Here is a 26,688-nt window from a genome sequence, read left to right on the forward strand (position 1 = left end):
GGAGCCCCGGCTCAGCGCGGGTCGGCGAGCACGTCGCGCCACGAGTGCTCGGGGGAGTAACCGAGCACCCGGCGCGCCTTCTCGATCGAGTAGAAGGTCTCGTCCGGACCGAGCTCGCGGCGGACCTCGACGCCCTCGTAGAAGTCGCGGAGGATCTCGTCGGTCTTCGCGGCCACCGACATGTCGGCGTTCGCGACGTTGAACACCTCGTAGCCGAGGCCGTCGGTCTCGAGGGCCCGGCGCACCAGCTGCGCGAGGTCGCGGGTGTCGATGTAGGCGAACACGTTGCGGCGGCGCAGCGAGGGGTCCTTCAGGTAGTCGCCGAAGTACTCCTCGTACTCGTGCGGCTCGATCACGTTGTTGATCCGCAGGCCGTAGATGTCGGCGCCGGTGCGCTGCTGGAAGGACTGCGCCACGGCCTCGCCGGCGACCTTCGACATCGCGTAGGAGTCCTCGGGGACCGTGGGGTGCTCCTCGTCGACCGGCACGTAGAGCGGCTTGCGGTCGCCCTGGGCGAAGCAGATCCCGTACGTCGTCTCCGACGAGGCGAACAGGACCTTGCGGATCCCGAGCCGCGTGGCCGCCTCGAGCACGTTGTAGTGGGCGAGGATGTTGGTCCGGAAGGTCTCGGAGTCGCTCTCGAGCATCGGCCGCGGGATCGCGGCGAAGTGCACGACCGCGTCGTACGGCGGGTTGTACGGCTCGGCGTCGAGCTGTCCCTGGTTGGAGGGCGCGGTCAGCGCCGAGTACACCTGGCCCACGTCCGTCAGGTCGACCCGCAGGTCGTCGACGCCGTCGAGGCCGAGGGGCTCGAGGTCGGCGTTCGTGACCTGGTGCCCCTGCTCGAGGAGGTGCTCGACGACGTACTTGCCGGCCTTGCCGGTCCCACCGGTGAAGAAGATGCGCATGGTGGTCCCAACGGCGCCGCGCGCCCACCGTGTTCCCGACCGGGAGCCGCTGACGAGACTCCTCGCAACAGATCGGGGGTCCCGTGCGTCGTAGGGGTGTGAGCGGTCCGGACTTCGACGCGTGGGTCGAGCGGCGCGGCGACGCCCTGCTGCGGCTGGCCTACCTGCTCACCGGCAGCAGGACGGACGCGGAGGACGTCGTCCAGGACGTCCTGGTCCGCGCCCTGCCGCGCTGGGACCGCATCGCCGCCGCGGACGACGTCGACGCCTACGTGCGCCGGATGGTCGTCAACGCCCACACCTCGTGGTGGCGGCGCTGGCGCAAGCGGGAGACGCCCGTCGAGCAGGTCCACCGGACCGGCCACCTCGAGCCGGTCGAGCCCCGCGACGACGCGCTGTGGCGCGCCTGCCTCGCCCTGCCCGCCGACCAGCGCGCGGCGGTGGTGCTGCGCTTCTACGAGGACCTGACGTACGCCGAGATCGCGGCCCTGGCCGGCGTCCGTGAGGGGACCGTGCGCTCGCGGGTCTCCCGCGGGATCGCCGCACTGCGCATGCAGGTCGCCACCCTGGAGGACGTCCGATGACCGACCTCGAGACCCGCCTGCGCGACGGCCTCACCCGGGCGGCGTACGACGCCCCCACCGCCGCCGGGCTGGCGGCGCGGGTGCGGGCGCGACGTCGTACGCGCCGGACGACGACGACCGCCTGGAGCGCCGGCGTCCTCGTCGCGGCGGTCGTGGCCCTGATCGCGGTCGTGCCCGGGCTCCTCGGGAGCACCGGAGGCGAGGTCGGGGTGTCCGACTCCCCGTCGGGCGAGCGGACCCTCGAGGGCGGCTGGCGCACGGTGACCCTCTCGGAGGGCGGGAGGAACAGGCTCGAGATCGACCTCCCCGAGGACTGGCCGGAGAACGGCCTGTTCACCTACCCCGCCGACCGCCGTGATCGTGAGCGGGCGCAGGGCCGGGTCAGGGCCGGCATCGACAGCGTCGTCGGCCAGGTGCTCGTGGGGGACACGATGATCTCCGTGGACGTGCGGTCCGCTGCCACGGTCCGCCGGGTCCTGGCCTCCGCGCGCCCCGGCGGCACCCCTGCCGCCGAGGTGACCGGCTGGGAGACCGAGACCGTCTCCGACGAGTACGGCGAGGTCACCGCGCAGGTGCCGGACGACCCCCGGGTCGAGGTCCGCCTGCTCGACGGCTTCCCCGACTGCGAGCCGGGTCGGTCGCCCGCCGAGCCCGACGGGGAGGGCGGGTGGTCGGCGACCCTGTGCCGTGACCGTGTCGTCGTGGTCGACGCCCCCACCCAGGCGCTCGCCGACGTGGTCGCCGCCACCGTGCGGGGCTACTGACGACCGTCGGTGCCAGGGGCCAGGATGGAGCCATGGAGCGCGCCTGGACCTTCACCGACACCGCCGTCACCGTCACCCTCGTCGACTTCGCCGACCCGGCCCTGGCGGGGGAGCCTGACGTCCGGGAGCGCGGCGTACGCCTCGAGGTGCGGCCGCTGTCCTGGTCGACGACGGGCTCGATCTACTCCTCCCCGGCGATGACGCTGGGGTCGGCCGTGCTGCGGGTCGACCTGCTGGAGTCCGCCCCGGGCAAGGCCGACCGCATGCACTGGCACCCGACGATGTCCGACGGGGAGCCCGGCGACCGCAGCTTCGAGGTGACCATGGTCGACGACCCGGTCGGGTGGACCCGCGACCTGCTGACGACGCTGGACGACCGCATCGGCGCCGACGCCGCGGCCGAGGTCCGTGACGCGACCGAGGACGTCCTGGCGGAGGTCGAGCGGACGCTCGCGCAGGCGCGCCGGCCGTGGCCGGACGTCGTCCACGACGAGCGGGGCCTCGCCGTCGGATGAGGGCGGCCCGATGAGCCACGAGGTGCTGCTCGTGGCCGGGGCGGCGCTGGCGATCATGATCGCGGCGTCGGTGTTCTCGCGGCGCACGGGCGTCGCGGCGCCCCTGCTGCTCGTCGGGCTGGGCATCGCGGTCAGCTACGTGCCGGGGGCGCCCGTCGTCCGGCCCGACCCCGACCTGGTGCTCGCCGGCGTGCTCCCGCTGCTGCTGTACTCGTCCGCGGTCAACCTCCCGGTCACCGACGTACGTCGCAACCTCGGGCTGATCTCCTGGCTCGCGGTGGTCATGGTCGTCGTCCAGGCCGTGGCCATCGGCGTCGTCGTCCACCTCGTCTTCCCCGACGTCTCCCTGCCGCTGGCCGTCGCGCTCGGCGCGGTCGTCAGCCCCACGGACGCGGTCGCGGCGACCGCGGTGGGACGGCGGCTCGGGCTGCCGCCGCGGGTGATGACCGTGCTCGAGGGCGAGAGCCTCGTCAACGACGCCTCGGCGCTCGTCGTCCTGCGGACCGCCGTGGCCGCGCTGGCCGTCGCCGGCGGGTTCTCGCTCGGCGGGACCGCGCTCGAGTTCGTGTGGGCGGTCATCGGGGCCGGGCTGGTCGGTGGCGTCGTCGGCGTCCTCACGGTGCGGCTGCGCCAGCGCCTCGACGACCCGGTGCTGAACACGGCGATCTCGTTCGCCGTCCCGTTCCTCGCCTACGTGCCGGCGGAGTCGGTGGAGGCGTCCGGCGTCCTGGCGGTGGTGGTCGCCGGGTTGGTCACGGGATCGCAGGGCAGCCACCGGTTCAGCGCCGAGGACCGGCAGACGCAGGGGACGACGTGGACCACCGTCAGCTTCGTGCTCGAGTCCGCGGTGTTCCTGGCGATGGGCTACCAGCTGCCGGAGCTCGTCGCGGACGTGCAGGGCGAGACCACGGCGGCCCAGATGACCGGGCTGGTGGCGCTGGTCCTCGCGCTGCTGGTGGTGCTGCGGTTCCTGGGGCTGGCCTGGCCGGCGCTCCTCGTCCGGGGTGGCCGCGGGGAGGCGCACCAGCAGCTGCGGGACCGGTTCGACGCCTTCGAGGAGCGCCTCGACGCTCTCGCGACCGACGGTGGCCGGCAGGAGAAGCGGGTCCGCTGGGCGCGGACCCGGCTCGCGCGGAGCCGGGCCGACGTGGACTTCGAGGAGCGGGAGCCCCTCACCGGACGGGGGATGCTCGTCATCGCGTGGGCCGGGATGCGGGGCGTCGTCACGGTGGCGGCGGTCCAGACCATCCCGGAGGACGTCCCGCAGCGGGGGACCGTCGTCCTGGCCGCGTTCCTGGTCGCGCTGGTCACCCTGGTGGCGTTCGGGCTCACGCTCCCGGCGGTCATCCGTCGTACCGGCATCGAGGCCGCCAGCGCCGAGGACCAGCGGGACGCCGTCCACGCGCTGCTGCGTCAGGTCGGGTCCTCGGCGCTGGAGACCGTGGGTCCGCCGGAGGACCTCGAGGTCGACGGGAGTCCCGTCGACCCCGAGGTGGCCGCGACGATCAAGGACCGGGTGCTGCCCCGGCTCGTCGCCGGCGTGAACGAGCGTCGTACGGCGCCCGCCGGGGCGATCGAGCAGAGCCTCGGCATCCAGCGGGTGTACCTCGACGCGATGCGGGACGCGCTGGCGTCCGAGCGTCGGGTCGGTGCCTACCCGACCGCGACGTACCGCCGGGTGGAGTCGCTCCTCGACGCGATGGAGCAGCGGCTGCAGCCGGGCCTGTGACCAGCTGACCCCTAGAGCATCTCGCCGTCCACGACGACCGACTCCACGTCACCGGGCACGGCGGCCCACAGGATCGACGTCCCCGGGGCGAGCTCGGTGTCGACGCGTCCCTCGACCGTCTCGCCGGTGGTGCTGACGAACTCGACGCTGGTGACGTCGTCACGGGCCACGCCGGCGACGACGAGGCTCGGGGCGTCGCCGGCGAGCGTGAGGTCGGGCTCGACGACCCGCACCTCGTCGGGGCCGAGGTCGCCGAGCCAGGTCTGGTCGGGGCCCGCGCGGCCCGTCAGGGTGGTGGTGAGTCCGGACCGTGTCAGGAGCACGGGACGACAACCCTCCGCTGCGGTGCCCGACTCGCAGCCGAGTCGCCACTCGCCGGCGTCGACCCGCAGGGCGCCGTCCGCGAGCTCCGTCAGGCGGGGGTCGTCCTCCGCCCGGGCGCGGTCCGCGAACTCCAGCCAGTCCGTGGCGAGCCAGTCCGGGAAGGCGCCGGGCACGAAGCCGTCGGGTGTCGCATAGAAGGGGACCCCGAGCCCGACCACCGGACCGGCGAGGTCGCGGTAGCCGTTGGTCGGGGGCAGGTCGGTGTCGCCCGCCCGCGGGTCGGGCAGGTCGACCTGCGTCGGGGAGGACCGGACGGCGCCGGGCACCTCGTCGAGGATCCGCTCCTGCAGGGCGGCGAGCTCGGGCGGGAGGTCGGGGGAGGCCTGGATCTCGGGGTCCTGCTGGTCGCCCTGGGACGCGACCTGCGGCGTTGGCCCGGCGGGGACCGGTCCCTCGCTGCTCCCGCTGCCGACGAGGAACGGGGTGCCGACGGCGAGCGCCACGGCCAGGCCGGCGCCGCCGGTGACCAGCGCGCGACGGCGGGTACGGCGTCGGCGCCCGTCCCGGCGGATGTCGGCGAGACGCGCGGGGTGCAGGGGGGCGGGGGTGTCGGCGTGCAGCTCGCGCTCGAGCCGGGTGGTGATGTCGCTCATCGCTGGATCCCTTCGGTCGTGCCCTGGGTGTGGTGCCGGGTCTGGTCCTGCTCGGCGTGGCCGAGGCCGAGCCGGAGCTTGGCGAGCGCGCGGGACAGCGTGCTCTTCACGGTGCCGCGGGAGACGCCGAGCTCGTCCGCGACGTCGGCCTCGGAGAGGTCGAAGTAGTGCCGCATCACGACGACCCGGCGCTCCTTCAGGCTCAGGTCGGCGAGGAGCCGGACGACGTGGTCGCGGTCGGCGACCGTCTCGGTGTCGGCCCGCCTCGTCGCCCCGTCCGCGGCGAGCAGGGCGTCGCCGCCCACCTCGGTGACGCCGTGACGGCGCCGGTGACGGTCGATGTTGAGGTTGACGAGCGTCCGTCGGGCGTAGGCGAGCGCCTCGGTCCGTCGTACGCGACCCCAGCGGTCGTAGGTCCGCACCAGCGCGGTCTGCGCCAGGTCCTCGGCCAGGTGCACGTCACCGCACAACAGGTACGCCGACCTCCGCAACCGCGGCCACGCCGCGGCGGCGAACTCGTCGAACTCCTTCTCGGCGTCCCCGCCCATCACCCCTCCTGCCGTCGTCCTCACCCTGACCCACACGCAGCCGACCGTCGGGAGGTTGAGTGAACCCGGTCAGACCGGTGGTCGAGGTCGACAGCACCGGTGGTCGAGGTGCGAGCGTCGCGCAGCGACCGAGCCTCGAGACCCGGTGAGCGGGAGGTTGTGGAGAGCGGATCGCCATTGTCGGTGGTCGAGCGTATGTTCGAACCATGGTCAGGGACGACGGCGCGGGCGGCGCAGGCGGGACGGAGTGGGGGCTCGGCTCCCACCCCCTGCTGACCGCGTCCACCTCGCTGACGACGGCCCTCGCTGCGGCGCACGGGGCGATCGACTCGGGCTCCGACCCGTCGTGGCTGGCCCCGGCCGAGCAGGGTGCGTTGCTGGAGTCGCTGGGGCGGGCGCAGGCCAGCCTGGACGCGCTGCTGATGCGGGTGCTGCCCGCGTGCTCCGGACCGGACTCCATCGCCGACGACACCGCCTGCCGCACCGCCGCGGACTGGCTGGCCCACCGCCAGCACACCCGCGCGAACCGGCTGCACGCTGCGTCGAAGCTCGGGCAGTCCCTGGCCCGGTGGCCGCGACTGGCAGCCGCGTTGGCGTCTGGAGAGATCACCACCGACCACGCCCGCGCCGCCGTCGAGGCCCTCGACCGGCTCCCCCGCAGCGGGCCCGACGCCCTCGACCCCGAGACCCTGGACAAGGCCGAGACCGTGATGCTCGGCCACTGCCGTGAGTTCACCCCGATCCAGATCCGCACCCTCGGCGCCCGCCTGCTGGAGGCCGTCGCCCCCGACGTCGCCGAACGCCTCGAGGGCGAACGCCTCGCCGACGAGGAGCGCCAGGCCCGCCGCGAGACCACCTTCTCCATGTCCCGCACCGGACGCGGCACCCGCCGGTTCCGCGGCGAGATCCCCGAGCTCCACGCCTCCATCCTGGAAGCCGCCCTACGTGCCGTCACCAACCCACGACGCACCCACCTCGACGGCGGCATCCCCTACGACGACAGCAGATCCTGCGACGACGCGACGGTCCAGGACGGCCAGCGCCTGACCGACTCCCAGCGCCTCGGCCAGGCGTTCTGCACCCTCGTCGAGAACCTGCGCACCGACCGCCTTCCCGTCCACGGTGGGTCCCCGGTCACCGTGGTCGTCACCATCACCGAGGAGACCCTGCGCCGAGAGGCGACCGAGCACGGCTACTCCGGCTACGGCACCACCACCGGCGGGGCGCCGGTCTCGGTCGGGGAGGCCCGGCGCCTCGGCTGCGTCCACGGCGTCCGCGGGGCCGTGCTCGGCGGTGCCTCCGAGGTCCTCGACCTGGGCCGCAAGGTCCGCCTGCACCAGGGTCCTCAACGCCTCGCCCTCGAGCTGGAGCACCCCACCTGCCAGGCCCGCGGTTGCGACGTCCCCGCCCCGTGGTGCGAGACCCACCACGTCACTGAGTGGGCCGAAGGAGGCGACACCAGCGTCGAGGACGGCGCCCTGTTCTGCCCCCATCACCACCATCGCGTCCACGACCCGACGTACGAGACCCGCTGGCACGACGACGACACCGTCACCTTCCACCGACGATGCTGAGCCGAGGGGTCAGCGGTTGACTGGCGCCGTGGCGACGCATCTCCTGCTCATGGCCGACACGCACCTCCCCAAGCGCGCCCGCGACCTGCCGGCGCAGCTGTGGGAGGAGGTCGAGCGCGCCGACGTGGTCGTCCACGCCGGCGACTGGGTCGACGTCGCCCTCCTCGACGACCTCGAGGCGCGGTCTCGTCGACTGGTCGGGGTCCACGGCAACAACGACCACGGCGTCCTCCGCGAGCGGCTGCCCGAGGTGGCCCGGGTCGAGATCGAGGGCGTCCGGTTCGGCGTCGTGCACGAGACCGGCGACAGGACCGGGAGGGAGAGGCGCTGCGCCGCGGCGTACCCCGACCTCGACGTCCTCGTCTTCGGCCACAGCCACATCCCGTGGGACACCACCACGGACACCGGGCTCCGCCTGCTCAACCCGGGGTCGCCCACGGACCGTCGCCGCCAGCCCCACTGCACCTACATGACCGTCACCGCGGACGGCGGCGCGCTCGGCGAGGTCGCCCTCCACCGGCTGCCGCCGCGCGCCGGGTGAGGTCAGACCGGGGGCAGCTCGGCGCGGTGGGAGGCGTGCGGCTCGCCACGCCACCAGACGATGAAGGACGCCCCGGTCGAGGCAACGGTCCCCTCGAGGTCGGCGGCCGCGTACGCGTGGCCCTGGCCCGGTCGCATGGCATCAACACCCCGGTCGCGCCGTGCTGCGACCTCCCAGTCAACGACGTGCTCCCGCCACTGCTCCGGGGTGACGAGGACGGTCGTGCGGTTCACGACGAGCCGGTCGCCCTCCCACCTCCCGCCCGCTAGCCGCGGCAGGTCCGCCCACAGCGTCACCGCGTCCGGCAGCGAGGCGTCGACGGCGGCCCTCTCCGCCGTGGTCGGGTCCTGCTCCGGCGTCTCGTACGTGCCTCCCACGACAAGACCGAAGGCGATGGCGTCGACGTACCCACCGGGCTGCTTCGCGTCCTGCGATCGACGCCACTCCGCGTCGAGACCGAAACGGGCCCGGGCTGTGGGAGGTTGGTCGCCGTCGTGGATCGTGCAGTCGATCACGAGCTCCGGGAGACCGTCGTCACGAACGTCGACTCGCAGGACCAGGTCCCGGACGTCGGGAACCTCGTCCTCGGAGCCGAAGTAGGCGACCTCCTTCGCCCGGTGCGCAGCGACGGCCGCGGGCAGGTCCCGACGCAGCCCCTCGACGTACGCCGCTGTCTCGACGTCGACCTCCCCGCTCATGCGCCGAACCTAGGTCACGGCTGTGCCCGCGAGCACCAGGGTCTGCGTCGCGCGGGTCATCGCCACGTACCGGTCCACCGCGCCGCCGGCGCCGTCCCAGCCCGGGCCCTCGACGAGCACCACGAGGTCGAACTCGAGGCCCTTCGCGAGGGTGGGCGTCAGGGTCCGCAGGCGCGGCGAGTCCGGGAGGTCGAACGGTGACGACAGGGGCGACACCACGCACGCGGTCCCCTCGGCGTGCGTCGCGAGCCAGTCCTCGAGCCAGGCCCGGAGGTCGTTCAGCGGGACGTCGAGGACCGGGGTCCCGGTCGAGCGGACCGAGGTCGGCACCGAGGCGTCGGGGACGACGGCCCGGATCACCGGTGCCGCGGCCTCCATGATCTCGGCGGGGGTGCGGTAGTTGACGGTGAGCGTCCGGACGTCGGCCCCGGGCAGGCCGACCCGGGCGAGACGCTCGGCCCACGAGCCCACGAACGGCTCCCGCGCCTGGGCCCGGTCACCGACGACGGTCAGCCGCCGCGACGGGCACCGGCGCAGCACCATCGCCCACTGGGCGTCGGTGAGCTCCTGGGCCTCGTCGACGACCACGTGCCCGAAGGGCCCGGCGAGCCGGTCGCCGCCGGCCGGGTCGAGGGCGTCGGTGTCGACGAGCAGCGACTGGCCGTCCTCGGCACGGAGCATGCTGACCAGCCCCACGCCGTACTCCTCGCCGGAGTCGCCGCGCGACGCCGACACGAGGTCGTCGACCGCCTCGTTGACCCGTGCCCGTTCCCGGGCCGCCGTCGCGGCGGCCCGGCGCCGGCGGCGGGCCGCGTCGGGGTCGCCCAACCGGTGGCGGGCGGCGTCGAGCAGCGGCAGGTCCGCGGTCGTCCAGGTCTGGGGGCCGGGTCGTCGCAGCGCGCGTCGCTCCTCCTCGGTGAGCGACGGCGCGCAGTGCCGGAGGTACGCCGGCACCTCCCAGAGGTCGCCCACGAGGTCGGTCGCCTCGAGCAGGGGCCAGGCGCGTCCGAGCACCTCCCGCAGCCCGGGGTCGGCGCGGACGACGGCTCCCACCGCCGACGCGTCCGGCCCGTCGAGGTCACCGACCCCGATCTCCTCGCCGACGATCGTGGCCACCTCGTCCAGAACCTGCTCGCGGCCCTCGGCGTGGGAGGTGCCGGGGTCCGGGGCGGCGAACGCCCGGGCCCACCGCGCCCGCCCGAGGGTGACCTCCCCCCACGGGGTGGCGACGTCGAGGCGCTCCGTCGGCGGCTCCTCGTACAGCCGCACCGCCGGCTCGATCGCCTCGACCAGCGCGGACGACCCCTTGAAGCCGGCGGCCACGGGGTCGGTCTCGGGACCGGCGGTGGCGCCCTCGGCCACCAGGGCGTCGAGGGTGCAGGTCGCCACCGACTCCTCGCCCAGCCCGGGCAGCACGTCCTCCACGTAGGCGAGGTACGGCGCGTGCGGGCCGACGACCAGCACCCCGCCACCGCCGCCGACCAGCCGCGGGTCCGCGTGCAGCAGGTACGCCGCCCGGTGCAGCGCCACCACCGTCTTGCCGGTCCCGGGCCCGCCGTCCACCACCAGCGGTCCCCGCGCCTGTGCGCGGACGATCGCGTCCTGGTCGGCGGCGATGGTGGTCAGCACGTCCCGCATCCGCCCGGTCCGGCTCTCGCCGAGGCCGGCGAGGAGCGCCGAGTCGTCGTCCAGCGTCGCCGCGGACACGTCCGGGAGGTCGGCCGGGTCGCCGTGGAGGACCTCGTCCGAGTAGTCCACGACCCGGCCCCGCACCCACCGGTAGCGCCGCCGCGCGACCAGGCCCCGCGGCTCCGCGCGCGTCGCGGCGAAGAACCCCTCGGCGGCCGGGGTGCGCCAGTCGACGAGCAGACGTGTCCCGTCCGCGCCGAGGAGCCCGGTCCTCCCGACGTACGTCGCGCTGCCGTCCGCGGCGGTCATCCGTCCGAGGCAGGCCTCGACCCCGAAGCGGCGCAGGAGCCGCAGCCGCGCGGTGAGGCGGTGCACCTCCTGGTCGCGGTCCATCGCCGACTGCCCCGTCCCGCCGGGACCGCGACGGGCCTCGGCCAGTCCGTGCGTGAGCTCGTCGTCGAGCCGCTCGAGACATGCTGCGATCGCCGCCAGGTGGGCCTCGTCGGCGCGGGTCAACCGGGGATCGGACTTGGCGGAACGAGGGGCGGGGAGGGCGAAGAAGGAGTTCACGACCCGTGATGGTGGACCCCTCCACGGGTCTTGCCGCAAGCCCCCGCGACCGCTATACCTTGGGAGTGGAGGGACGCCGAGGCGTCCCTCGTACCATGTCCGGACGCGTGCGATTTTGCTGGTACAGCAACGAAGTTTGCGGTTACCTCCGGATGGTCGCACAGTGGTGCCATGAGCCACCAGCACGGCGCCCAGGGCGCCTCCACGGGCGACGCGGACGCCGCCGCGAACCACGCCGACACCGACTTCTTCGAGCCCGCGGGGTGGGAGGACCGGTACGCCGGCGACGCCACGATGTGGAGCGGTCACGCCAACCCGCAGCTCGTCGCCGAGGCGTCACGCCTGGCCGCGGGGACCGCCCTCGACGTCGGGTGCGGGGAGGGTGGTGACGTCGTCTGGCTCGCCCGCCAGGGCTGGCGCGTGACCGGGGCCGACTTCGCCGCGAACGGCCTGGCCCGCGCGGCCTCCCACGCCGAGCGCGCCGGGGTCGCCGACGCCTGCGACTGGTGGCAGGTCGACGCCCGGTCCTTCGACGCCGAGGGCCGGACCTGGGACCTCGTGACCACCCACTTCCTGCACCCGCCGGAGGCCGGCATGGTGGCGGTGACGGCCCGCCTCGCGGCCGCGGTCGCGCCAGGTGGTCACCTCCTGGTCGTCGGCCACGCGCCGTCCCCGCTGTTCACCCAGCTCGACGAGCGCCGCGCGAACGCGATGTGGCACGCCGCGGACCTCGTCCCGGCCCTGCCCGACGACTTCGAGGTGCTCGTGGTCGAGGAGCGCGCCCGCACCGCCGAGCGCGACGGCGTCACGCACGAGATCGAGGACGCGACCCTGCTGGCTCGGCGGCGGGGCTGAGGGGCTCCGCGCTGTCGCGGGCGACCACCCAGGTCGCCCCGAGGGCCAGGACCAGACCCACCGCGGTCAGGACGGTCAGGGGTTCGTCGAGGGCGACGGCGGCCCACAGGGTCGTGACGGGCGGGACCAGGAACAGCAGGGCGTTGACCGTCGTCACCCCCGACCGCTCAAGCAGCAGCCAGTAGAGGCCGTACGCCGCCAGCGTCGGGACCGCCGCCAGCCAGGCCACGGTGACCCAGAAGACCGGCGACGCCGGCGGGACGACGGCCCCGGCGGCGACCGCGACCACGGCGAGCACGGCGGCCGAGGCGGCCGTGTGGACGGCGAGCCGCTCCACGGGTCGGATCGCCGCCGGCGTGCGCTGCTCCACGAAGGTGGCCGCGACGAGGCTGGCCATGCCCAGCAGCGGGACGGCGTACGCCGCGGCCGGCACGTCACCGCCCTGTGCGGCGTCCGCGGCGACGACGAGGCCGACGCCGAGCGCGCCGACCGCCAGTGCGGCCCACTGGCGGGCGCCGACGGTGACGCCCAGCAGGGGGCCGGCGAGCGCGGCGACGACGAGCGGCTGGACGCCGTCCATCAGCGACGTGGTCCCGCTCGCGACGCCGAGGGAGAGCGCGGCGTACACCGACCCGACGTACCCCGCCTGCGAGAGCACGCCGATGACGGCGTGGCGCCCGCTCGACGCGAGCCGGCCCTCCCGGCGGGCGCGGGCCAGGTGGCGTACCAGGAACGGCGCGAGGACCGCCGCGGCCGGCAGCGAGCGCCACAGCAGCAGCGTCATCGCGTCGGCCTGCTCCAGCGCCCAGGCCGGGCCCACGAAGCCCGAAGACCACGAGAGGACGAAGGCGGCGCCGAGCGCCGTGGTCACGAGGGCCGGAGGTATACCGATCGGTGTACTCATGGGCCTGACGGTACACCGATCGGTATAGTGGCGCCATGACCCCGGTCGTGACAGACATCGAGTGGACCCCGAAGGCGCGTGCCGTGCTCGCGGCTGCGGACGAGCTGTTCTACGACCGCGGCATCCACGCGGTCGGCGTCGACCTCGTCGCGGAGCGGGCGGGGGTCACGAAGAAGACCCTGTACGACCGGTTCGGGTCCAAGGACCGCCTCGTGGTGGCCTACCTCGAGGACCGCGACGCCCGGTGGCGCGTGCTGCTGGCGGAGCACCTCGACGCCGCCGGGCCGGAACCGGCGGCCCGGGTCGCGGCGGTCTTCGACGCCTCGGCGGCCTGGACGTCGTCCCACGCCCCGCGCGGCTGCGGGATGATCAACGCCCACGCCGAGATCAGCGACCCGGACCACCCGGCGTACGCCGTGATCACCGGGCAGAAGGCATGGATGCTGGCGCTCTTCGCGGATCTCGTCGGCGACGCCGCACCCGCGGTGATGCTGCTCCACGAGGGTGCGCTCGCGGCGAGCGGGATGGGCGCGGTCGACGACGCCTTCGCCGTGGCGCGGGACGCGGCGCTGCGGCTGCTGCAGGTGTAGGACGCCGACGTCCGTGGAAGGGTCGGTCCATGAAGGCCGTCCTCGCCCTGCTGAGCGTGCTCTGCTTCCTCGTCGCGCCGGTGCTGCTCGTGCTGAGCCTGGCGCAGCTCAACCCCGACTACGACACGGAGAGCACCAGCGACTGCACCACCGTGCCGCCGGCCAGCGAGGGTCTGGGCGCCACCGAGCAGTGCACCGGCGCCGACGCCGCCGGAGGACAGCAGGCCTTCACGGTGTGGGGCGCGGCGTTCCTCGTCTCGGGCGCCGTGCTGGCCGCGGCGTCGGTGGCGGTCCGGCACCCCGACGAGCGCCGGGCCCCCGCGCCGTGGCAGGGGGGCCCGCCGCGCCGCTGAGCGGGAGGAGCCGCTCAGACGTCGGCGACGAGCGGGGCGACCTCGGTGCCGAGCAGCTCGATGCCGCGCAGCAGGTCCTCGTGCGCCAGGCGCGGGTTGGTCATCTGGATCGACAGCCGGTCGACGCCGCCGAGCTGGTCGGAGACGCGCCGGATCTTGTCGGCGACCTCGGTCGGGTCGCCGAGGAAGAAGGCGCCGTCCGGGCCGGCGGTGGCGTCGAACTGCAGCCGGCTGGGCTGACGGAAGCCGCGCTCGCGGGAGATCTTCGTGAACATCTCGTGCCAGCCCGGGTAGATCGTGTCCGCGGCCTGCTGGTGCGACTCCCCGACGAACCCGAAGACGTGCAGGCCCACCTTCAGGCTGGCCGGGTCGTGCCCGGCCTGGGCGCCGGCGCGGCGGTACAGGTCGACGAGCGGCGCGAACTGGCGCGGCTCCCCGCCGATGATGGCGATCATCAGGGGCAGACCGAGCAGGCCCGCGCGGGCGAACGACTCGGGGGTGCCGCCGACGCCGACCCAGATCGGCAGGGGGTCCTGCACCGGGCGCGGGTAGACGGCCTGGCGGTTCATCGGGGGCCGGTGCTTGCCCGACCAGGTGACCTCCGTGGAGTCCCGGATCTTCAGCAGCAGGTCGAGCTTCTCGGAGAACAGCGAGTCGTAGTCGGCGAGGTCGAGGCCGAACAGCGGGAACGCCTCGGTGAACGACCCGCGCCCGACGACGAGGTCCATCCGGCCCTTCGAGATCAGGTCGAGGGTGGCGAACTGCTGGAACAGCCGCACCGGGTCCGTCGCGCTGAGGACGGCGACGGCGCTGCCGAGGCGGATCCGTTCGGTCCGCGCGGCGGCGGCGGCCAGGATCACCGGGGGAGCGGAGTCGTAGTACTCGCTGCGGTGGTGCTCACCGATGCCGAACGAGTAGACCCCCGAGCGGTCGGCGAGCTCGATCTCCTCCAGCAGGTGCGCCATGCGCTCCTGCGGCCCGATCAGGCGCTCGGTGGCGGGGTCGGTGACGGCGGCGACGAAGCTGTCGATTCCCAGGTGCATGACATGTCAACCAAGGCGGCGGCGAACTATTCCGAGCCGCCCTGACCGAGGCGTCCGGGGCCGGCCCGCGTCGCGCTAGAAGTCGAAGCCGCCGAAGTCGAACCCGCCGCCGGCGTCGGCGCTGCCCGAGGCGTCCATGCCGCCCCAGTCGCCGCCGCCGTCACCGCCGCCGCCGTCGAAGTCACCGCCGCCCATGTCGCCGCCGTACCCGGCGTCGAAGCCGCCGTACGGCATCATCATCGACGTCAGGAACATCGCGGGCAGGATGCCGCTCATCACGAAGCCGCCGAAGTAGCCCTGCGCGTAGGGCCCGTACGCCGGGCCCGCCTCGTAGTAGGGCACCATCCGGTTGCCGTCGCGGACCTTGCGGACGTCCGGCTCCGCGCCGGCCTTCACGCGGTCGGCGTCGGCGGCGCAGACGGGGACCTCGCGCTCGACGCCCCCGGGCGGGGCCCAGTTGATGTCGCGGTCGGCCGGGCCGTGGTTGGGGTTGAAGAAGCACGGCGGGCGCCGCGTCGGGAGGTCGCGCCCGTCGCGACGGGCCAGCACGCAGGCCATGGCGTAGCGGCCGTCCTCGAGCGCGGTCGTGACCTCCTTGAGGTCGTCCGACGCCTGCGCGTCCTTGAGCAGCTGCTTCGCCTGCTCGTAGGAGTCCAGCGCGCGCTGGTAGTCCTGGCGCATCGCGGTGTCGAGCTCGTCGGTGAGCGTCTCGATGTGGAGGTCGGACAGCTCCTCGCCGAAGCGGGTGACGTCCTCGTCGATCGGCACCCGGACCTTGCGGAACGCGTCCGCGGCCTCCAGCTCGCGCTTCTGCGTGGCGCGTCGGCCCGCCACGAGGGCCACGCCGCCGAGCACGGCGACGATCAGCAGGACGACCACCAGCTCCGTCATGGACCGAGTCTACGGACCGTCTGTGAAGTACAGCGGTGTAGTTATGTCAGAACTCTGGTGTGACTGATGTGACGCATGGTGCCCTTGTGGCCATGCGCCTCACCCCCCGCCTGCTCGGCCCTGTCCTGCTCGCCGCCCTCGTGCTCCCGGTCGGTCCGGCCGCGCCGACGGCGAGCGCGGCGTCCGTCGACGGCGTGACGCTGACCGGCCACGGCTACGGGCACGGCATCGGGATGTCGCAGTACGGCGCGTACGGCGCCGCGCGGGAGGGGCTGTCGTACGGCCGGATCGTCTCGTTCTACTACCCGGGCACGAAGCCCGGACGGACCGACGGGCGGATCAGGGTCCAGGTCTCGGCCGACTCGGGCGGCGACGTCGTCGTCGAGCCGCGCCAGGGCCTGCGCGTGCGCGACCTGGCCACCGGACGCACCCGCGAGCTGCCGTCCGGCAACGGTGCCCGGCTGTGGCGGCTGAAGCGGAACGCCGACGGCGACACGCTCGTGGGCTTCCGCGACGCCCGGCAGTGGCGGTTCCTCACGCGCCTGAAGGGCCTCGGCGAGCTCGACGCGAAGGGCGCCGTCCTAGCGCTGCACACGCCGTCGGGCGTGCGTCGCTACCGCGGGTCGCTCCGGCTCGCGGCCGGCGACACGGTCAACGTGCTCGGGATCGACAACTACCTCAAGGGCGTCGTCCCCGGCGAGATGCCGTCGTCGTGGCACCCGCAGGCGCTGCGTGCGCAGGCGGTGGCCGCGCGGAGCTACGCCGCCTGGGAGCGGAGGAACCCGCGCGCGGGTCACTTCGACGTCTTCGACACCGTCGCCAGCCAGGTCTACGGCGGGTACGGCGCGGAGGCGGCCTCGACGAACGCGGCCGTCGACGACACGGCCGGCGAGATCCGCACGTCCGGCGGCGGGCCCGCGTTCACGCAGTTCTCCTCGTCCAACGGCGGCTTCGCGGCGCCCGGCTCGCAGCCGTACCTGAAGGCCCACCGCGACCCGTACGACGGGTGGTCGGGCAACCCGAACCACGACTGGTCAGTCCGGGTCCCCGCCTCCACCATCGAGGCCCGCTGGCCGGGGGTCGGCGACCTCCGCGGCGTCCGCGTGACCAAGCGCGACGGCCACGGCGAGTGGGGCGGCCGCGCGGTCACGGTGGCGATCACCGGGTCGGGCGGCACGACCACCGTGAGCGGCCCCGACTTCCGCTTCGCCCTCGGCCTGAGGTCGCACTGGTTCCGGGTCGGCTGAGGTCGGCTGAGGTCGGTTGAGGTCGGCCGGGCTCAGCCCCGCGCCGGCACCCCCAGCGGCCGCATGAAGCCCTCGGGCACCTCGACGACGTCCGGGGTGAGCTGGTCGATCGACGACAGGCCGAGCCCGAGCAGGGCGGAGTCGACGCCGGAGCGGAGCACGTCCAGCACGTTGCCGACGCCCTCCTCGCCGTTGGCCGCGAGGCCCCAGAGGTAGGCGCGGCCGATCATCACGGCGCGGGCGCCCAGCGCGAGGGCCTTGACCACGTCGGAGCCGCGGCGGATGCCACCGTCCATGAGCACCTCGACCTGGTCGCCGACGGCCTGGGCGATCGGGTTCAGCACCCGGATGGTCGCCGGGGTGCCGTCCAGGTTGTTGCCGCCGTGGTTCGAGACCGAGATGGCCGCGACGCCGGCGTCGACGGCGCGCTTGGCGTCGTCCACGCGGCAGACCCCCTTGAGCATGAACGGGCGACCGCCGCTGATCTGGCTCCAGGTCTCCCGCATCCACTCGACGTCGTCCCAGGTGGGCGGGGTGGTGGTCATCCACTCGTAGTAGGCGCCGAAGAAGGTCGGCGCCTCGCCGCCGTCCGGGGGAGCGAGGTTGGGGGCGCGCAGGTCGGGGATGGTGCCGGTCTTCCCGAACTCCCAGAGCCACCGCGGCTTCGTCGCCACCTTGGGCGCCATCCGCACCATCGTCTTGAGGTCGACCTTCTCGGGGATCTCCGGGCTGCCCCAGTCGCGGCCCATCGAGAACGACCAGTCGAGGGTCGCGATGAGGCCCTTGGCGCCGGCGGCGTGGGCGCGCTCCATGCGTTGCACCATCACGTCGCGCTGGCCGGTCCAGTACATCTGGAAGAAGGTCCGGTCGTTGACCGCGCAGACCTCCTCGACGGACTTGGAGGCGAAGTTCGACAGGCCCATCACCGTGCCGCGGGCGGCGGCGGCGCGGGCGACGGCGACCTCCCCGTCGGGGTGGACGGCCTGGACGCCGGTCGGGCTGATGATGACCGGGAGCGACACGTCCTGGCCCATCACCGTCGTGGCCATCGAGCGCTCGGGCTGGTGACCCGCCACGTGCGGCGCGAAGCCGATCTCGGTGAAGGCCCGCTGGTTGTCGTCGATGGTCTGGCCGCGCTCCGACCCGGCCACCAGTGCGCCGTACACCGGGGCGGGGAGGCGCTTGCGGGCCCGCTGCTGCGCGACCGCGACGGACTCGAACCAGGGGTTCTGCTTCCAGGGGTTCTGCAACCAGTCGGGCTTGCTGCTCATGGGGGCCTCGCCGGGGTCGGTGTCGTGGTGTGTCACGGAGTCGGGTGTGACCTGGACCACCGAGGTTATGGCACTCTGGGCCACAACGGAACCGTCCGACCGGGTAGGAGGTGGTCATGGCCGGAGGCGGACGACCCAGCGCCACCACCCACCACACGATCGAGCGGGTGGCCTTCCGGCTCTTCGCCGAGCGTGGCTTCGACGCCACCCCGCTGGAGCTGATCGCCGCCGAGGTCGGTGTCGGCCGGCGCACGCTGTTCCGCTACTTCCCGTCGAAGAACGACATCTGCTGGGGCGCCTTCGACGACACCCTCGGCGGCTTCGCCGCGAGCCTCGAGGCCGCCCCCGCCGAGCGGCCGCTGTGGGAGGCCGTCCACCGTGCGGTCGTCGACTTCAACGACTTCCCCCTCGACGCCGACCCGCCCCACGAGCAGCGGATGCGGCTCATCCTCGGCACGCCCGCGCTCCAGGCCCACTCGGTGCTGCGCTACGCCCAGTGGCGTGCGGTGATCGCGGCGTACGTCGCCCGCCGCACCGACGCCTCGCCCGACGACCTCCTGCCCCGCACCGTCGGCCACGTCAGCCTGGCGCTCAGCCTCGCGGCGTACGACCGGTGGCTCGACGACACCTCCGTGTCCCTGCCGGGCCTCGTCGACGACGCCATGACGGGCCTGCGCGACCACCTGGCGTGACGGACCGGACTCAGCCGAGCACGACCACCAGATCGCCGCCGTCGACGCTGGCGGTGCCGGACAGGGCGACGCGCTCGACAGTGCCGGCGCGGGGGGCGGTGATGGAGGCCTCCATCTTCATGGCCTCGATCGTCGCGACGGTCTGGCCGTCGCTGACCTCGTCGCCCTCCTCGACGACCACGGTGACGACCCCCTGGAAGGGGGCGGCGACGTGGCCAGGGTTCCCGGCGTCCGCCTTCTCGGCGGCGGCCGAGTCGGCCTGGACGTTGCGGTCCCGGATGCCGACGGGGCGCAGCTGGCCGTTCAGGGTGCACATGACGGTGCGGACCCCACGCTCGTCGGGCTCCGAGACGGCCTGCAGGCCCATCAGCAGCGTGACGCCCTCCTCGAGCTCGACCTCGTGCTCCTCGCCCTGCCGCAGGCCGTAGAGGTAGTCGCGGGTGTCGATCACCGAGGTGTCGCCGTACGTCGACCGCGCGTTGCGGAACTCGGTCGTCGGGCCGGGGAAGAGCAGCTCGTTGAGCACCTCGCGGCGACGGGTGGAGTCCAGCGCCTCGGCCTGCTCGGCGCTGAGCTCCTCCTCCTTCGGCTCCCAGGTGCGGCCCTCGAGCGCGCGGCTGCGGAAGGGCTCCGGCCAGCCGCCGGGCGGGTCGCCCAGCTCGCCGTGGAGGAAGCCGATGACGGAGTCGGGGATGTCGAACTCCGCCGGGTCGGCCGCGAACGCCTCCGGGTCGGCGCCGACCGCGACCAGGTGCAGCGCGAGGTCGCCCACCACCTTCGACGACGGGGTCACCTTGACCACGTTGCCGAGGATGTCGTTCGCGGCGGCGTACATGTCCTCGATCTGCTCGAACTTCTCGCCGAGGCCCAGCGCGACGGCCTGCTGGCGCAGGTTCGAGAGCTGACCGCCGGGGATCTCGTGCCGGTAGACGCGGCCGGTGGGGGAGGCGAGCCCCGACTCGAACGGGGCGTAGACCCGGCGAACCGCCTCCCAGTACGGCTCCAGCGCGTTGACCGCGGCGAGGTCGAGGCCGGTCTCCCGCGGGCTGTGGTCGGTGGCCGAGATCAGCGCCGACATGGCGGGCTGCGAGGTCGTGCCGGCCATCGCCGCGCAGGCAGCGTCCACGGCGTCGACGCCCGCGTCGATCGCCGCGGTCAACGTCGCCAGCTGGCCGCCGGCGGTGTCGTGGGTGTGCAGGTGCACCGGCAGGTCGAAGCGCTCCCGCAGCGCCGTCACCAGCGTCCGCGCCGCGGGGGCCCGCAGCAGCCCGGCCATGTCCTTGATCGCCAGCACGTGGGCGCCGGCGTCGACGATCTGCTCGGCGAGGCGCAGGTAGTAGTCGAGCGTGTAGAGCCGCTCGGACGGGTCGGAGAGGTCGCCGGTGTAGCAGAGGGCCACCTCCGCGACGGTCGTGCCGGTCGCGCGGACGGCGTCGATCGCGGGCCGCATCTGGGTGACGTCGTTCAGGGCGTCGAAGATGCGGAAGACGTCGATGCCGGTGGCTGCGGCCTCCTCCACGAAGGCGTCGGTGACCCGCCGCGGGTACGGCGTGTAGCCGACCGTGTTGCGTCCCCGCAGGAGCATCTGCAGGCACAGGTTCGGCATGGCCTGCCGCAACGAGGCCAGCCGCTCCCACGGGTCCTCGGCGAGGAAGCGCAGCGCCACGTCGTACGTCGCCCCGCCCCACGCCTCGACGCTCCACAGCTGGGGCGTCGACCGCGCGACGTGGCCGGCGACGCCGAGCAGGTCCCGGGTCCGGACCCGCGTCGCGAGCAGGCTCTGGTGGGCGTCGCGGAACGTCGTGTCGGTGACGGCGACCCGCTCCTGCGCCCGCAGCGCGGCGGCGAACCCCTCGGGCCCCAGCGCCAGGAGCTGCTGGCGGCTGCCGTCGGGGGCCGGGACGGCCAGGTCGACGTCCGGCAGCTTGGTGGCCGGGTCGACGCTGACCGGCGCCGGCCCGTGCGGCTGGTTCACCGTGACGTCGGCGAGGTAGGTCAGCAGCTTCGTGCCACGGTCGCCCGACGAGCGCGCCGTCAGCAGCTGCGGGTGGGTCTCGATGAACGACGTCGTCACCCGCCCGGCGGCGAAGTCCGGGTCCTCGAGCAGCGCCTGGAGGAAGGCGATGTTCGTGGCGACGCCGCGGATCCGGAACTCCGCGACCGCCCGCCGCGCCTTCGCCACCGCGGTCTCGAAGGTCCGCCCGCGGCACGTCAGCTTGGTGAGCATCGAGTCGAAGTGGGCCGACACCTCCGCGCCCGTGTACGTCGTCCCGCCGTCGAGGCGCACCCCGCCGCCGCCGGGGGAGCGGTAGGTGGTGATCCGGCCGGTGTCGGGCCGGAAGCTGTTGGCCGGGTCCTCGGTCGTGATGCGGCACTGGAGCGCGGCGCCGCGCAGGGAGACGGTGTCCTGCGACAGGCCGAGGTCGGCCAGGGTCTCGCCGGCGGCGATCCGCAGCTGCGACTGCACGAGGTCGACGTCGGTGACCTCCTCGGTCACCGTGTGCTCGACCTGGATGCGGGGGTTCATCTCGATAAAGACGTACTCGCCCTCGGGGTTCAGCAGGAACTCGACGGTGCCGGCGTTGCGGTAGCCGATCTCGCGGGCGAACCGGACGGCGTCGGCGCACATCCGCTCCCGCAGCGCCGGGTCCAGGTGCGGAGCAGGGGCGATCTCGACGACCTTCTGGTGGCGCCGCTGCACCGAGCAGTCGCGCTCGAAGAGGTGCATCACGCCCTCGTCGGTGCCGGTGCCGTCGGCCAGGATCTGCACCTCGATGTGCCGCGGCTCGGTGACGGCCTGCTCGATGAAGACGGTGGGGTCGCCGAACGCGCCGTCGGCCTCACGCATGCACGCCTCGACCGCCTCGCGCAGGTCCGCCTCGGCCTCGACGCGCCGCATCCCGCGGCCGCCGCCGCCGGCGACGGCCTTGACGAACAGCGGGTAGGGCAGCTCGCGGGCGGCCTCGATCAGCGCGTCGGCGTCGTCGGTGGGCTCCACGCTGGACAGCACGGGGACCCCGGCCGCCTTCGCCGCGGCGATGGCGCGGGCCTTGTTGCCGGTGAGGGTGAGGACGTCGGAGGTCGGGCCGACGAACGTGATCCCGGCGTTGGCGCAGGCCTCGGCGAGGCGGGGGTTCTCCGACAGGAAGCCGTAGCCGGGGTACACCGCGTCGGCGCCGGAGCGGACCGCCACCTCGACGATCGCCTCGGGGTCGAGGTAGGCCCGGACCGGGTGCCCGCGCTCGCCGATCTCGTACGCCTCGTCGGCCTTCAGGCGGTGCTCGGACCAGCGGTCCTCGTGGGGGAAGACCGCGACCGTGCGCGCCCCGAGCTCGTACGCCGCCCGGAAGGCACGGATCGCGATCTCGCCGCGGTTGGCGACGAGGACCTTGGAGAACATGGGCCGCAGGCTAGCGGCGCCCGCCGCCGGGCCGGTCCGACGTCCGCGGGCGGGCACGTACGCTCCCCGCCGTGAGCTTCCTGCGACGCGCCGCCAGCCTGGCCATGCGCCACGGTCCGACCGTGGTCCGTCAGGTCCGGGCCGCCCAGGCCCGCCGGACGGCGGCGCCCCCGGCCCCTTCGGCCCCACCGACCCGGAAGGCGGCCCCGGCCCCCGGCCCGGCTCCGACGGGGGACGGCGTGTCGTACGCGCCTCGGGCGGACGGGCAGCCCGACCCAGGCGAGGTCGTGTGGGGCCACGTGCCCTACGAGGACGACCCGTCGCAGGGCAAGGACCGCCCCGTGCTGCTCGTCGGCGAGCGCGACGGCCGCTGGCTCGGGCTCTACCTCACCTCGAAGGACCACGACCGCGACGCCGCCGACGAGGCCCGCTGGGGCCGGCAGTGGATGGACGTGGGCACCGGCGGCTGGGACGCCCAGCGCCGGCCCAGCGAGGTGCGGCTGGACCGGCTGGTGGTGCTGGACCGCGACGCCATCCGCCGCGAGGGCGCGGCGCTCCCGCGCCCGGTGTACGACGAGGTCGTCGCGCGGGCGCGGGAGCTCGGCACGCTCTGAGCGCGTCCCCGCTCAGTCCCGTCGGCGGGCGTTCCACCGCCAGTCGTCGAACACACCGGGGTAGCCGTCGAACTCGTAGCTCTCGCTCCCGACCAGCACGGTCGGGTCGGCAGGGAGCTCCTGCAGGTCCTGGCCGACACCGCCGTTGAGGGCCCACCACGACTCGGTCTCGGGCGGGGTCAGCGGACAGTCGACCTCGACGTCGGCGGAGTGGGCGCCCGGCCGGATCTCGACGCCGTACTGGTTCAGCGGCTCGCCGTAGACGACGATCGAGGCGAGGCCCTCGAACGAGTCGCTGCCCTCGTAGGTGCATCCGCTCCCGGTGTCGGTGCCGGAGATGCGCCAGGTGATGGTCGCGGGGCCCTGCGAGAGCGGGCTGTCGTCGCCCCCGAAGGGACTGGTCAGGAAGGTCGCCGTCCATGTCTCGACGACCCCGTCGGCGGTCCGCGTCCCCGAGGCGGTCCCGGTGAAGTGGAGCGGCTCGGCGCCTCGGCACGAGATCAGCTCCTCGGCGGTGCAGCGGTCCGGGTCCGTCGGGCTGTTGCCCCGGGTGCCGGGCGAGCCGCCGTCACAGGTGTCGTCGTCGGCGCCGCCGTCGCAGACGTCGGTGCCGGGTCCGCCCTGGAGGCGGTCGTCGCCGGCACCTCCGACGACCCGGTCGCGGCCGGGACCGCCGGTGACGGCGACGTCGTCCCCGCCGCGGGCGTCGATGGTGTCGGTGTCCTCGCCGCCGTCGATGAGGTCGGCGTGGTCGCTCCCGGTGATGGTGTCGTCGCCGTCCTCGCCCCTCGCGGAGCCGTCGGGTCCGCCACCGAGCCGGATCTCGTCGTCGTCGGGTCCGCCGAGGAGCGTGATGCCGCCGGCCTGGGCGACGAGGAGGTCCTCGCCCTCCTGACCGTCGAGCAGGCCGTTGCCGCCGGCACCGGCGCCGCTGTAGAGGTCGTCGTCGTCGGGCCCGCCGTCGAGCCGGTCGATCCCGGCGCCGCCGTCGATCAGGTCGTCACCGGGCCCGCCGTCCACCTGCACGTCGTCGCCGCCGTCGGCGCTGATGTGGTCGTCGTCGCGGCCGCCAGCGAGCCGGTCGGCCCCGTCGCTGCCGAGGATCCGGTCGTCGCCGGGGCCGCCGTCGACCATCCCGGGCTCGGTCAGGGTGAGCCGGTCCTTGCCGCCGCCGCCGCAGATCCGGTCGGTGCCGCCGAGCCCGTCGATGCGGTCCTTGCCGCCGCGGCCGACGATGACGTCGTCCCCAGGGGTGCCGCGCAGGGCGCCGCCCCTCGCCGTCGCGACGATCGTGGCGCGCTGGCCGAAGCAGGTCGGGACGCCGCGCGCCGAGGCGCTGCCGTCGGTTGCCGCCGCGGAACCCACGCCGGCGAGGAGCGCGGCGGGGGCGAGGGCGACCGCGCCCACGGCCAGGAGGCGGCGGAGCCGTCGTACGGCGCTCACGGCCGGGCCCACCGTCCGCGACGGCGGGTCCGGCGGGCCCGGTGCTCGGCGGCGTGGACCGCCTGGTGGCGCGCCTCGGTGCGCAGCGCGTGCTCGTGCTCGGCGAGGCGGAGTGCCACGTGGGTGGGGAGGGTCGAGAAGGTCATGGCGTGGGCCCGTCCTGTGACTGCGTCGGCCGGTCCGAGTCCCGGGAGGCCGCCCGTCGCGGCCTCGGGACCGACCCTGGGCCCCGTGCCTTGCACTCCGGTTGCAGTCGGCTCGCCGTCCCTTGCAGACGGTGCAGTCGGTGCAGTCGGTGCGGGCTCAGCCCGCGGCGGCGCGCAGCTTCTCGAGGAGCGGCTCGGCGGCGTGGGTGAAGAAGGGATCGACGCCCTCGTCGCCGACCTGCACCAGCGCGACGTCGGTGAACCCGTTCTCCCAGAACGGCCTCACCGCCTCGACGATCGCGTCGAGGTCGGGGCCGCAGGGGATGTTCTCGGCGACGTCCTCGGGCCGCACGAACTGGGTCGCGCCGGCGAAGCCCGCCGTCGTCGGCAGGTCGGCGTTGACCGACCAGCCGCCGGCGAACCAGCGGAACTGCTCGTGGGCGCGCTCGACCGCGCGCTCGCGGTCCGGGTCCCAGCAGATCGGGATCTGGCCGATCGCCCGGGCGCCGGCGCCGATGGTCTCGGTGCCCTCGGTCGCGTTCCAGGTGCTCACCAGGTCGGCGGAGGGCTCGGTCGCGATGAGGTGGTCGGCCAGTGGCCCGAACCGGGCGATCGCCTTCTCCCCGCCCATCGCCACGCCGATCGGGACGCCGTCGTCCGGGAGGTCCCAGATGCGGGCGGAGTCGACCCGGAAGTGCTCCCCGGCCCACGTCGTCAGCTCGCCGGTGTGCAGCGCCCGGATGATCTCGATGGCCTCGACGAGCATGTCCTGCCGCTCGTCCAGCGCCGGCCAGCCCTCACCGATCACGTGCTCGTTGAGGTTCTCGCCCGAGCCCAGGCCCAGCGTGAAGCGGCCGTCGGCCAGCAGCTGCAGGGTCGCGGCCTTCTGGGCCACGACGGCGGGGTGGTAGCGCATCGTCGGGCAGGTCACGTACGTCATCAGCTCGACCCGCTCGGTGGCGTGGGCGACCGCGCCCAGCACCGTCCAGGCGTGCGGCGCGTGGCCCTGCGCGGACAGCCAGGGGAAGTAGTGGTCGGAGGAGACCTCGAAGTCGAAGCCGGCCCGCTCGGCGGCCACCGCGTGGCGCACGAGGTCCTTCGGGCCGCTCTGCTCGGTCATGAGGGTGTAGCCGAAACGCGTCATGATCCCGCCGTACCCGGTGCGGCGAGGGGTCAGCCGGGGGCGGCCGTGACGTCAGCGGGCGCTGATGCGCAACCAGAACACCCCTTGGCTCCCACCGCTCGTGTTGCCGGTGATGGCGATCCGACCGCCGCGGCCGGCGTCGATGTCCCTCGTGTTGTACGGGCCCCGCACGGCGCCGACGAAGTCGCCCGTCGGCGTGAACGCCTGGATGCGACGCGAGGCGTCGACGACGAGGAGCCAACGACCAGTCCAGGCCACGGAGTACGGGCCGTCCTGGAACTTCCCGTCGCCGGTGCCGAGGCCGCCGAAGGACGACAGGTAGCGGCCCTGTCGGTCGAACAGGTGGACCTTGTGCTTGCCGTAGTCGGCGACGGCCACCCCCTTCGACGTCGTCGTGATCGAGTCGGTCTGCCGCATCCGCACCCCGGTGTGGGCGACCGGCTCGTCCTCGGAGTCGGGATCGAAGCGCCACAGGGTGTCGCTCAGGTCCTCGAGGACCCACTGCGTCCCGTCCTTCGCGACGGCGACGTCGTCGGGGGAGAAGGGCCGGCCGGACGTGGTCCCGGCGCTGTAGGTCCGTACCAGCTCGCCGCCCCGCTTCACGACCCAGACCGACCCGTCCCTGTCGCGCGACCGGCCCTCGGGCACGTGGACGAGACCGTCGGGTGCCACCTCGACGCCGAACCCGGCGCCGGCGTACGGCGGCCCGAGGGTGACCCGGGAGACCAGGCGACCTCGGTCGTCGAACCGCAGGAGACGGTTGCCTCGTCTCTGGACGACGACGTCGCCGTTCGGGGCCAGGGCCACGCCGCCGGGCGGCGACTCCTCTGTGGGAGTCGTGAGGGGTCGGAAACGCTCCCAGGTCAGCCTGAGTGAGCCGGCCCTCCCGGCGTCGGAGGACGCCGGGGAGGGCGACGACGCGGACGCCGCGCCCCGAGGAGCGCCCTGCTCCGCGGCCACGGCCGCGGCCGGGGAGAGCAGGGCGGACAGGACGGACGCGACACCGACGAGGCGGACGGGGAGTCTCATGGCGCGGGACCCTAGACGACGGTGGCCGC

At 74.2% G+C, this 26,688-nt stretch carries 26 protein-coding genes; 12 read left to right on the forward strand and 14 right to left on the reverse strand.

Going from position 1 to position 26,688, the window contains the following annotated elements:
* Window positions 1-11 precede the first annotated feature (11 nt).
* On the reverse strand, window positions 12-908 hold the full coding sequence (locus Q0858_RS03110) for an NAD(P)-dependent oxidoreductase (RefSeq protein ID WP_299051015.1): 897 nt from the start codon (window positions 906-908) through the stop codon (window positions 12-14).
* A gap of 98 nt (window positions 909-1,006) precedes the next feature.
* Between Q0858_RS03110 and Q0858_RS03115 the strand changes: the two genes are divergently transcribed.
* From Q0858_RS03115 to Q0858_RS03130, 4 genes are read left to right on the forward strand one after another with little or no spacing between them, the layout of a single operon-like run.
* On the forward strand, window positions 1,007-1,492 hold the full coding sequence (locus tag Q0858_RS03115; RefSeq protein WP_299051017.1) for a SigE family RNA polymerase sigma factor: 486 nt from the start codon (window positions 1,007-1,009) through the stop codon (window positions 1,490-1,492).
* A complete protein-coding gene (locus tag Q0858_RS03120; protein WP_299051018.1) occupies window positions 1,489-2,256 on the forward strand; it encodes a hypothetical protein in 768 nt (255 codons plus the stop codon). The genes Q0858_RS03115 and Q0858_RS03120 overlap by 4 nt, the downstream gene beginning before the upstream one ends.
* 32 nt (window positions 2,257-2,288) lie before the next feature.
* Complete coding sequence (locus tag Q0858_RS03125) at window positions 2,289-2,771, forward strand: hypothetical protein (RefSeq protein WP_299051019.1); 483 nt, start codon at window positions 2,289-2,291, stop codon at window positions 2,769-2,771.
* Between the two features lie 10 nt (window positions 2,772-2,781).
* Window positions 2,782-4,500 carry a sodium:proton antiporter gene (locus Q0858_RS03130; RefSeq protein ID WP_299051022.1) on the forward strand — a complete coding sequence of 573 codons (1,719 nt, stop codon included), beginning with the start codon at window positions 2,782-2,784 and terminating at the stop codon, window positions 4,498-4,500.
* Between the two features lie 11 nt (window positions 4,501-4,511).
* Here Q0858_RS03130 and Q0858_RS03135 read toward each other — a convergent pair whose 3' ends face one another.
* Window positions 4,512-5,477, reverse strand: coding sequence for a hypothetical protein (locus Q0858_RS03135; protein WP_299051024.1), 966 nt, complete (start codon window positions 5,475-5,477; stop codon window positions 4,512-4,514).
* Window positions 5,474-6,025, reverse strand: a complete 552-nt coding sequence (locus Q0858_RS03140) for a SigE family RNA polymerase sigma factor (RefSeq protein ID WP_299051027.1) — start codon at window positions 6,023-6,025, stop codon at window positions 5,474-5,476. Before Q0858_RS03140 ends, Q0858_RS03135 begins: the two co-directional genes overlap by 4 nt.
* Before the next feature lie 206 nt (window positions 6,026-6,231).
* Between Q0858_RS03140 and Q0858_RS03145 the strand changes: the two genes are divergently transcribed.
* Both Q0858_RS03145 and Q0858_RS03150 read left to right on the forward strand, forming a co-directional pair.
* Entirely contained in the window at window positions 6,232-7,599 is a 1,368-nt protein-coding gene (locus Q0858_RS03145; protein WP_299051029.1) for an HNH endonuclease signature motif containing protein, read from the forward strand.
* 28 nt (window positions 7,600-7,627) lie between these two features.
* Window positions 7,628-8,140: a metallophosphoesterase gene (locus Q0858_RS03150; protein WP_299051031.1), complete on the forward strand. Its 513-nt coding sequence runs from the start codon at window positions 7,628-7,630 to the stop codon at window positions 8,138-8,140.
* A 2-nt stretch (window positions 8,141-8,142) separates the two neighbouring features.
* On the opposite strand, the gene Q0858_RS03155 is transcribed toward Q0858_RS03150, so the two are convergent.
* Both Q0858_RS03155 and helR read right to left on the reverse strand, forming a co-directional pair.
* The gene (locus Q0858_RS03155; protein ID WP_299051033.1) at window positions 8,143-8,838 is read right to left on the reverse strand and encodes a hypothetical protein; all 696 of its coding nucleotides are present in this window, start codon (window positions 8,836-8,838) and stop codon (window positions 8,143-8,145) included.
* A 9-nt stretch (window positions 8,839-8,847) separates the two neighbouring features.
* Complete coding sequence (gene helR / locus Q0858_RS03160) at window positions 8,848-11,037, reverse strand: RNA polymerase recycling motor ATPase HelR (protein WP_299051036.1); 2,190 nt, start codon at window positions 11,035-11,037, stop codon at window positions 8,848-8,850.
* Window positions 11,038-11,208: 171 nt separating this feature from the next.
* On the opposite strand from helR, the gene Q0858_RS03165 reads away from it, so the two are divergent.
* A complete protein-coding gene (locus Q0858_RS03165) occupies window positions 11,209-11,892 on the forward strand; it encodes a class I SAM-dependent methyltransferase (protein WP_299051039.1) in 684 nt (227 codons plus the stop codon).
* Here Q0858_RS03165 and Q0858_RS03170 read toward each other — a convergent pair.
* Entirely contained in the window at window positions 11,843-12,796 is a 954-nt protein-coding gene (locus Q0858_RS03170; protein ID WP_299051043.1) for a DMT family transporter, read from the reverse strand. The genes Q0858_RS03165 and Q0858_RS03170 overlap by 50 nt on opposite strands.
* 35 nt (window positions 12,797-12,831) lie before the next feature.
* Between Q0858_RS03170 and Q0858_RS03175 the strand changes: the two genes are divergently transcribed.
* Window positions 12,832-13,386, forward strand: a complete 555-nt coding sequence (locus Q0858_RS03175) for a TetR/AcrR family transcriptional regulator (protein ID WP_299051045.1) — start codon at window positions 12,832-12,834, stop codon at window positions 13,384-13,386.
* Between the two features lie 29 nt (window positions 13,387-13,415).
* Window positions 13,416-13,739, forward strand: coding sequence for a hypothetical protein (locus Q0858_RS03180; RefSeq protein WP_299051048.1), 324 nt, complete (start codon window positions 13,416-13,418; stop codon window positions 13,737-13,739).
* 14 nt (window positions 13,740-13,753) lie between these two features.
* On the opposite strand, the gene Q0858_RS03185 is transcribed toward Q0858_RS03180, so the two are convergent.
* Window positions 13,754-14,782 carry an Atu2307/SP_0267 family LLM class monooxygenase gene (locus Q0858_RS03185; RefSeq protein ID WP_299051050.1) on the reverse strand — a complete coding sequence of 343 codons (1,029 nt, stop codon included), beginning with the start codon at window positions 14,780-14,782 and terminating at the stop codon, window positions 13,754-13,756.
* A gap of 75 nt (window positions 14,783-14,857) precedes the next feature.
* Complete coding sequence (locus Q0858_RS03190) at window positions 14,858-15,673, reverse strand: hypothetical protein (protein WP_299051051.1); 816 nt, start codon at window positions 15,671-15,673, stop codon at window positions 14,858-14,860.
* 92 nt (window positions 15,674-15,765) lie between these two features.
* On the opposite strand from Q0858_RS03190, the gene Q0858_RS03195 reads away from it, so the two are divergent.
* Complete coding sequence (locus Q0858_RS03195; protein ID WP_299051054.1) at window positions 15,766-16,920, forward strand: SpoIID/LytB domain-containing protein; 1,155 nt, start codon at window positions 15,766-15,768, stop codon at window positions 16,918-16,920.
* A gap of 32 nt (window positions 16,921-16,952) precedes the next feature.
* Here the strand turns inward: Q0858_RS03195 and mftD are convergent, their stop codons facing one another.
* Complete coding sequence (gene mftD, locus Q0858_RS03200; protein ID WP_299051057.1) at window positions 16,953-18,191, reverse strand: pre-mycofactocin synthase MftD; 1,239 nt, start codon at window positions 18,189-18,191, stop codon at window positions 16,953-16,955.
* Between the two features lie 116 nt (window positions 18,192-18,307).
* On the opposite strand from mftD, the gene mftR reads away from it, so the two are divergent.
* Window positions 18,308-18,883, forward strand: coding sequence for a mycofactocin system transcriptional regulator (mftR, locus tag Q0858_RS03205; RefSeq protein ID WP_299051065.1), 576 nt, complete (start codon window positions 18,308-18,310; stop codon window positions 18,881-18,883).
* A 10-nt stretch (window positions 18,884-18,893) separates the two neighbouring features.
* Here the strand turns inward: mftR and Q0858_RS03210 are convergent, their stop codons facing one another.
* Window positions 18,894-22,283, reverse strand: a complete 3,390-nt coding sequence (locus tag Q0858_RS03210) for a pyruvate carboxylase (protein WP_299051066.1) — start codon at window positions 22,281-22,283, stop codon at window positions 18,894-18,896.
* A 71-nt stretch (window positions 22,284-22,354) separates the two neighbouring features.
* Here Q0858_RS03210 and Q0858_RS03215 point away from each other — a divergent pair, with 71 nt between their 5' ends.
* Entirely contained in the window at window positions 22,355-22,897 is a 543-nt protein-coding gene (locus tag Q0858_RS03215) for a type II toxin-antitoxin system PemK/MazF family toxin (protein ID WP_299051067.1), read from the forward strand.
* 12 nt (window positions 22,898-22,909) lie between these two features.
* Here the strand turns inward: Q0858_RS03215 and Q0858_RS03220 are convergent, their stop codons facing one another.
* From Q0858_RS03220 to Q0858_RS03235, 4 genes are all read right to left on the reverse strand, one after another.
* Window positions 22,910-24,340: a calcium-binding protein gene (locus tag Q0858_RS03220; RefSeq protein ID WP_299051068.1), complete on the reverse strand. Its 1,431-nt coding sequence runs from the start codon at window positions 24,338-24,340 to the stop codon at window positions 22,910-22,912.
* The gene (locus tag Q0858_RS03225; protein WP_299051069.1) at window positions 24,337-24,486 is read right to left on the reverse strand and encodes a hypothetical protein; all 150 of its coding nucleotides are present in this window, start codon (window positions 24,484-24,486) and stop codon (window positions 24,337-24,339) included. Before Q0858_RS03225 ends, Q0858_RS03220 begins: the two co-directional genes overlap by 4 nt.
* Window positions 24,487-24,643: 157 nt before the next feature.
* Window positions 24,644-25,630: an LLM class F420-dependent oxidoreductase gene (locus tag Q0858_RS03230; RefSeq protein WP_299051071.1), complete on the reverse strand. Its 987-nt coding sequence runs from the start codon at window positions 25,628-25,630 to the stop codon at window positions 24,644-24,646.
* 51 nt (window positions 25,631-25,681) lie between these two features.
* Window positions 25,682-26,659 (reverse strand): hypothetical protein, encoded by a 978-nt coding sequence (locus Q0858_RS03235; RefSeq protein ID WP_299051073.1) that lies wholly within the window; start codon window positions 26,657-26,659, stop codon window positions 25,682-25,684.
* Window positions 26,660-26,688: the final 29 nt, after the last annotated feature.

It is taken from the genome of uncultured Nocardioides sp. (genome assembly GCF_947489365.1).
Lineage (GTDB): Bacteria > Actinomycetota > Actinomycetes > Propionibacteriales > Nocardioidaceae > Nocardioides.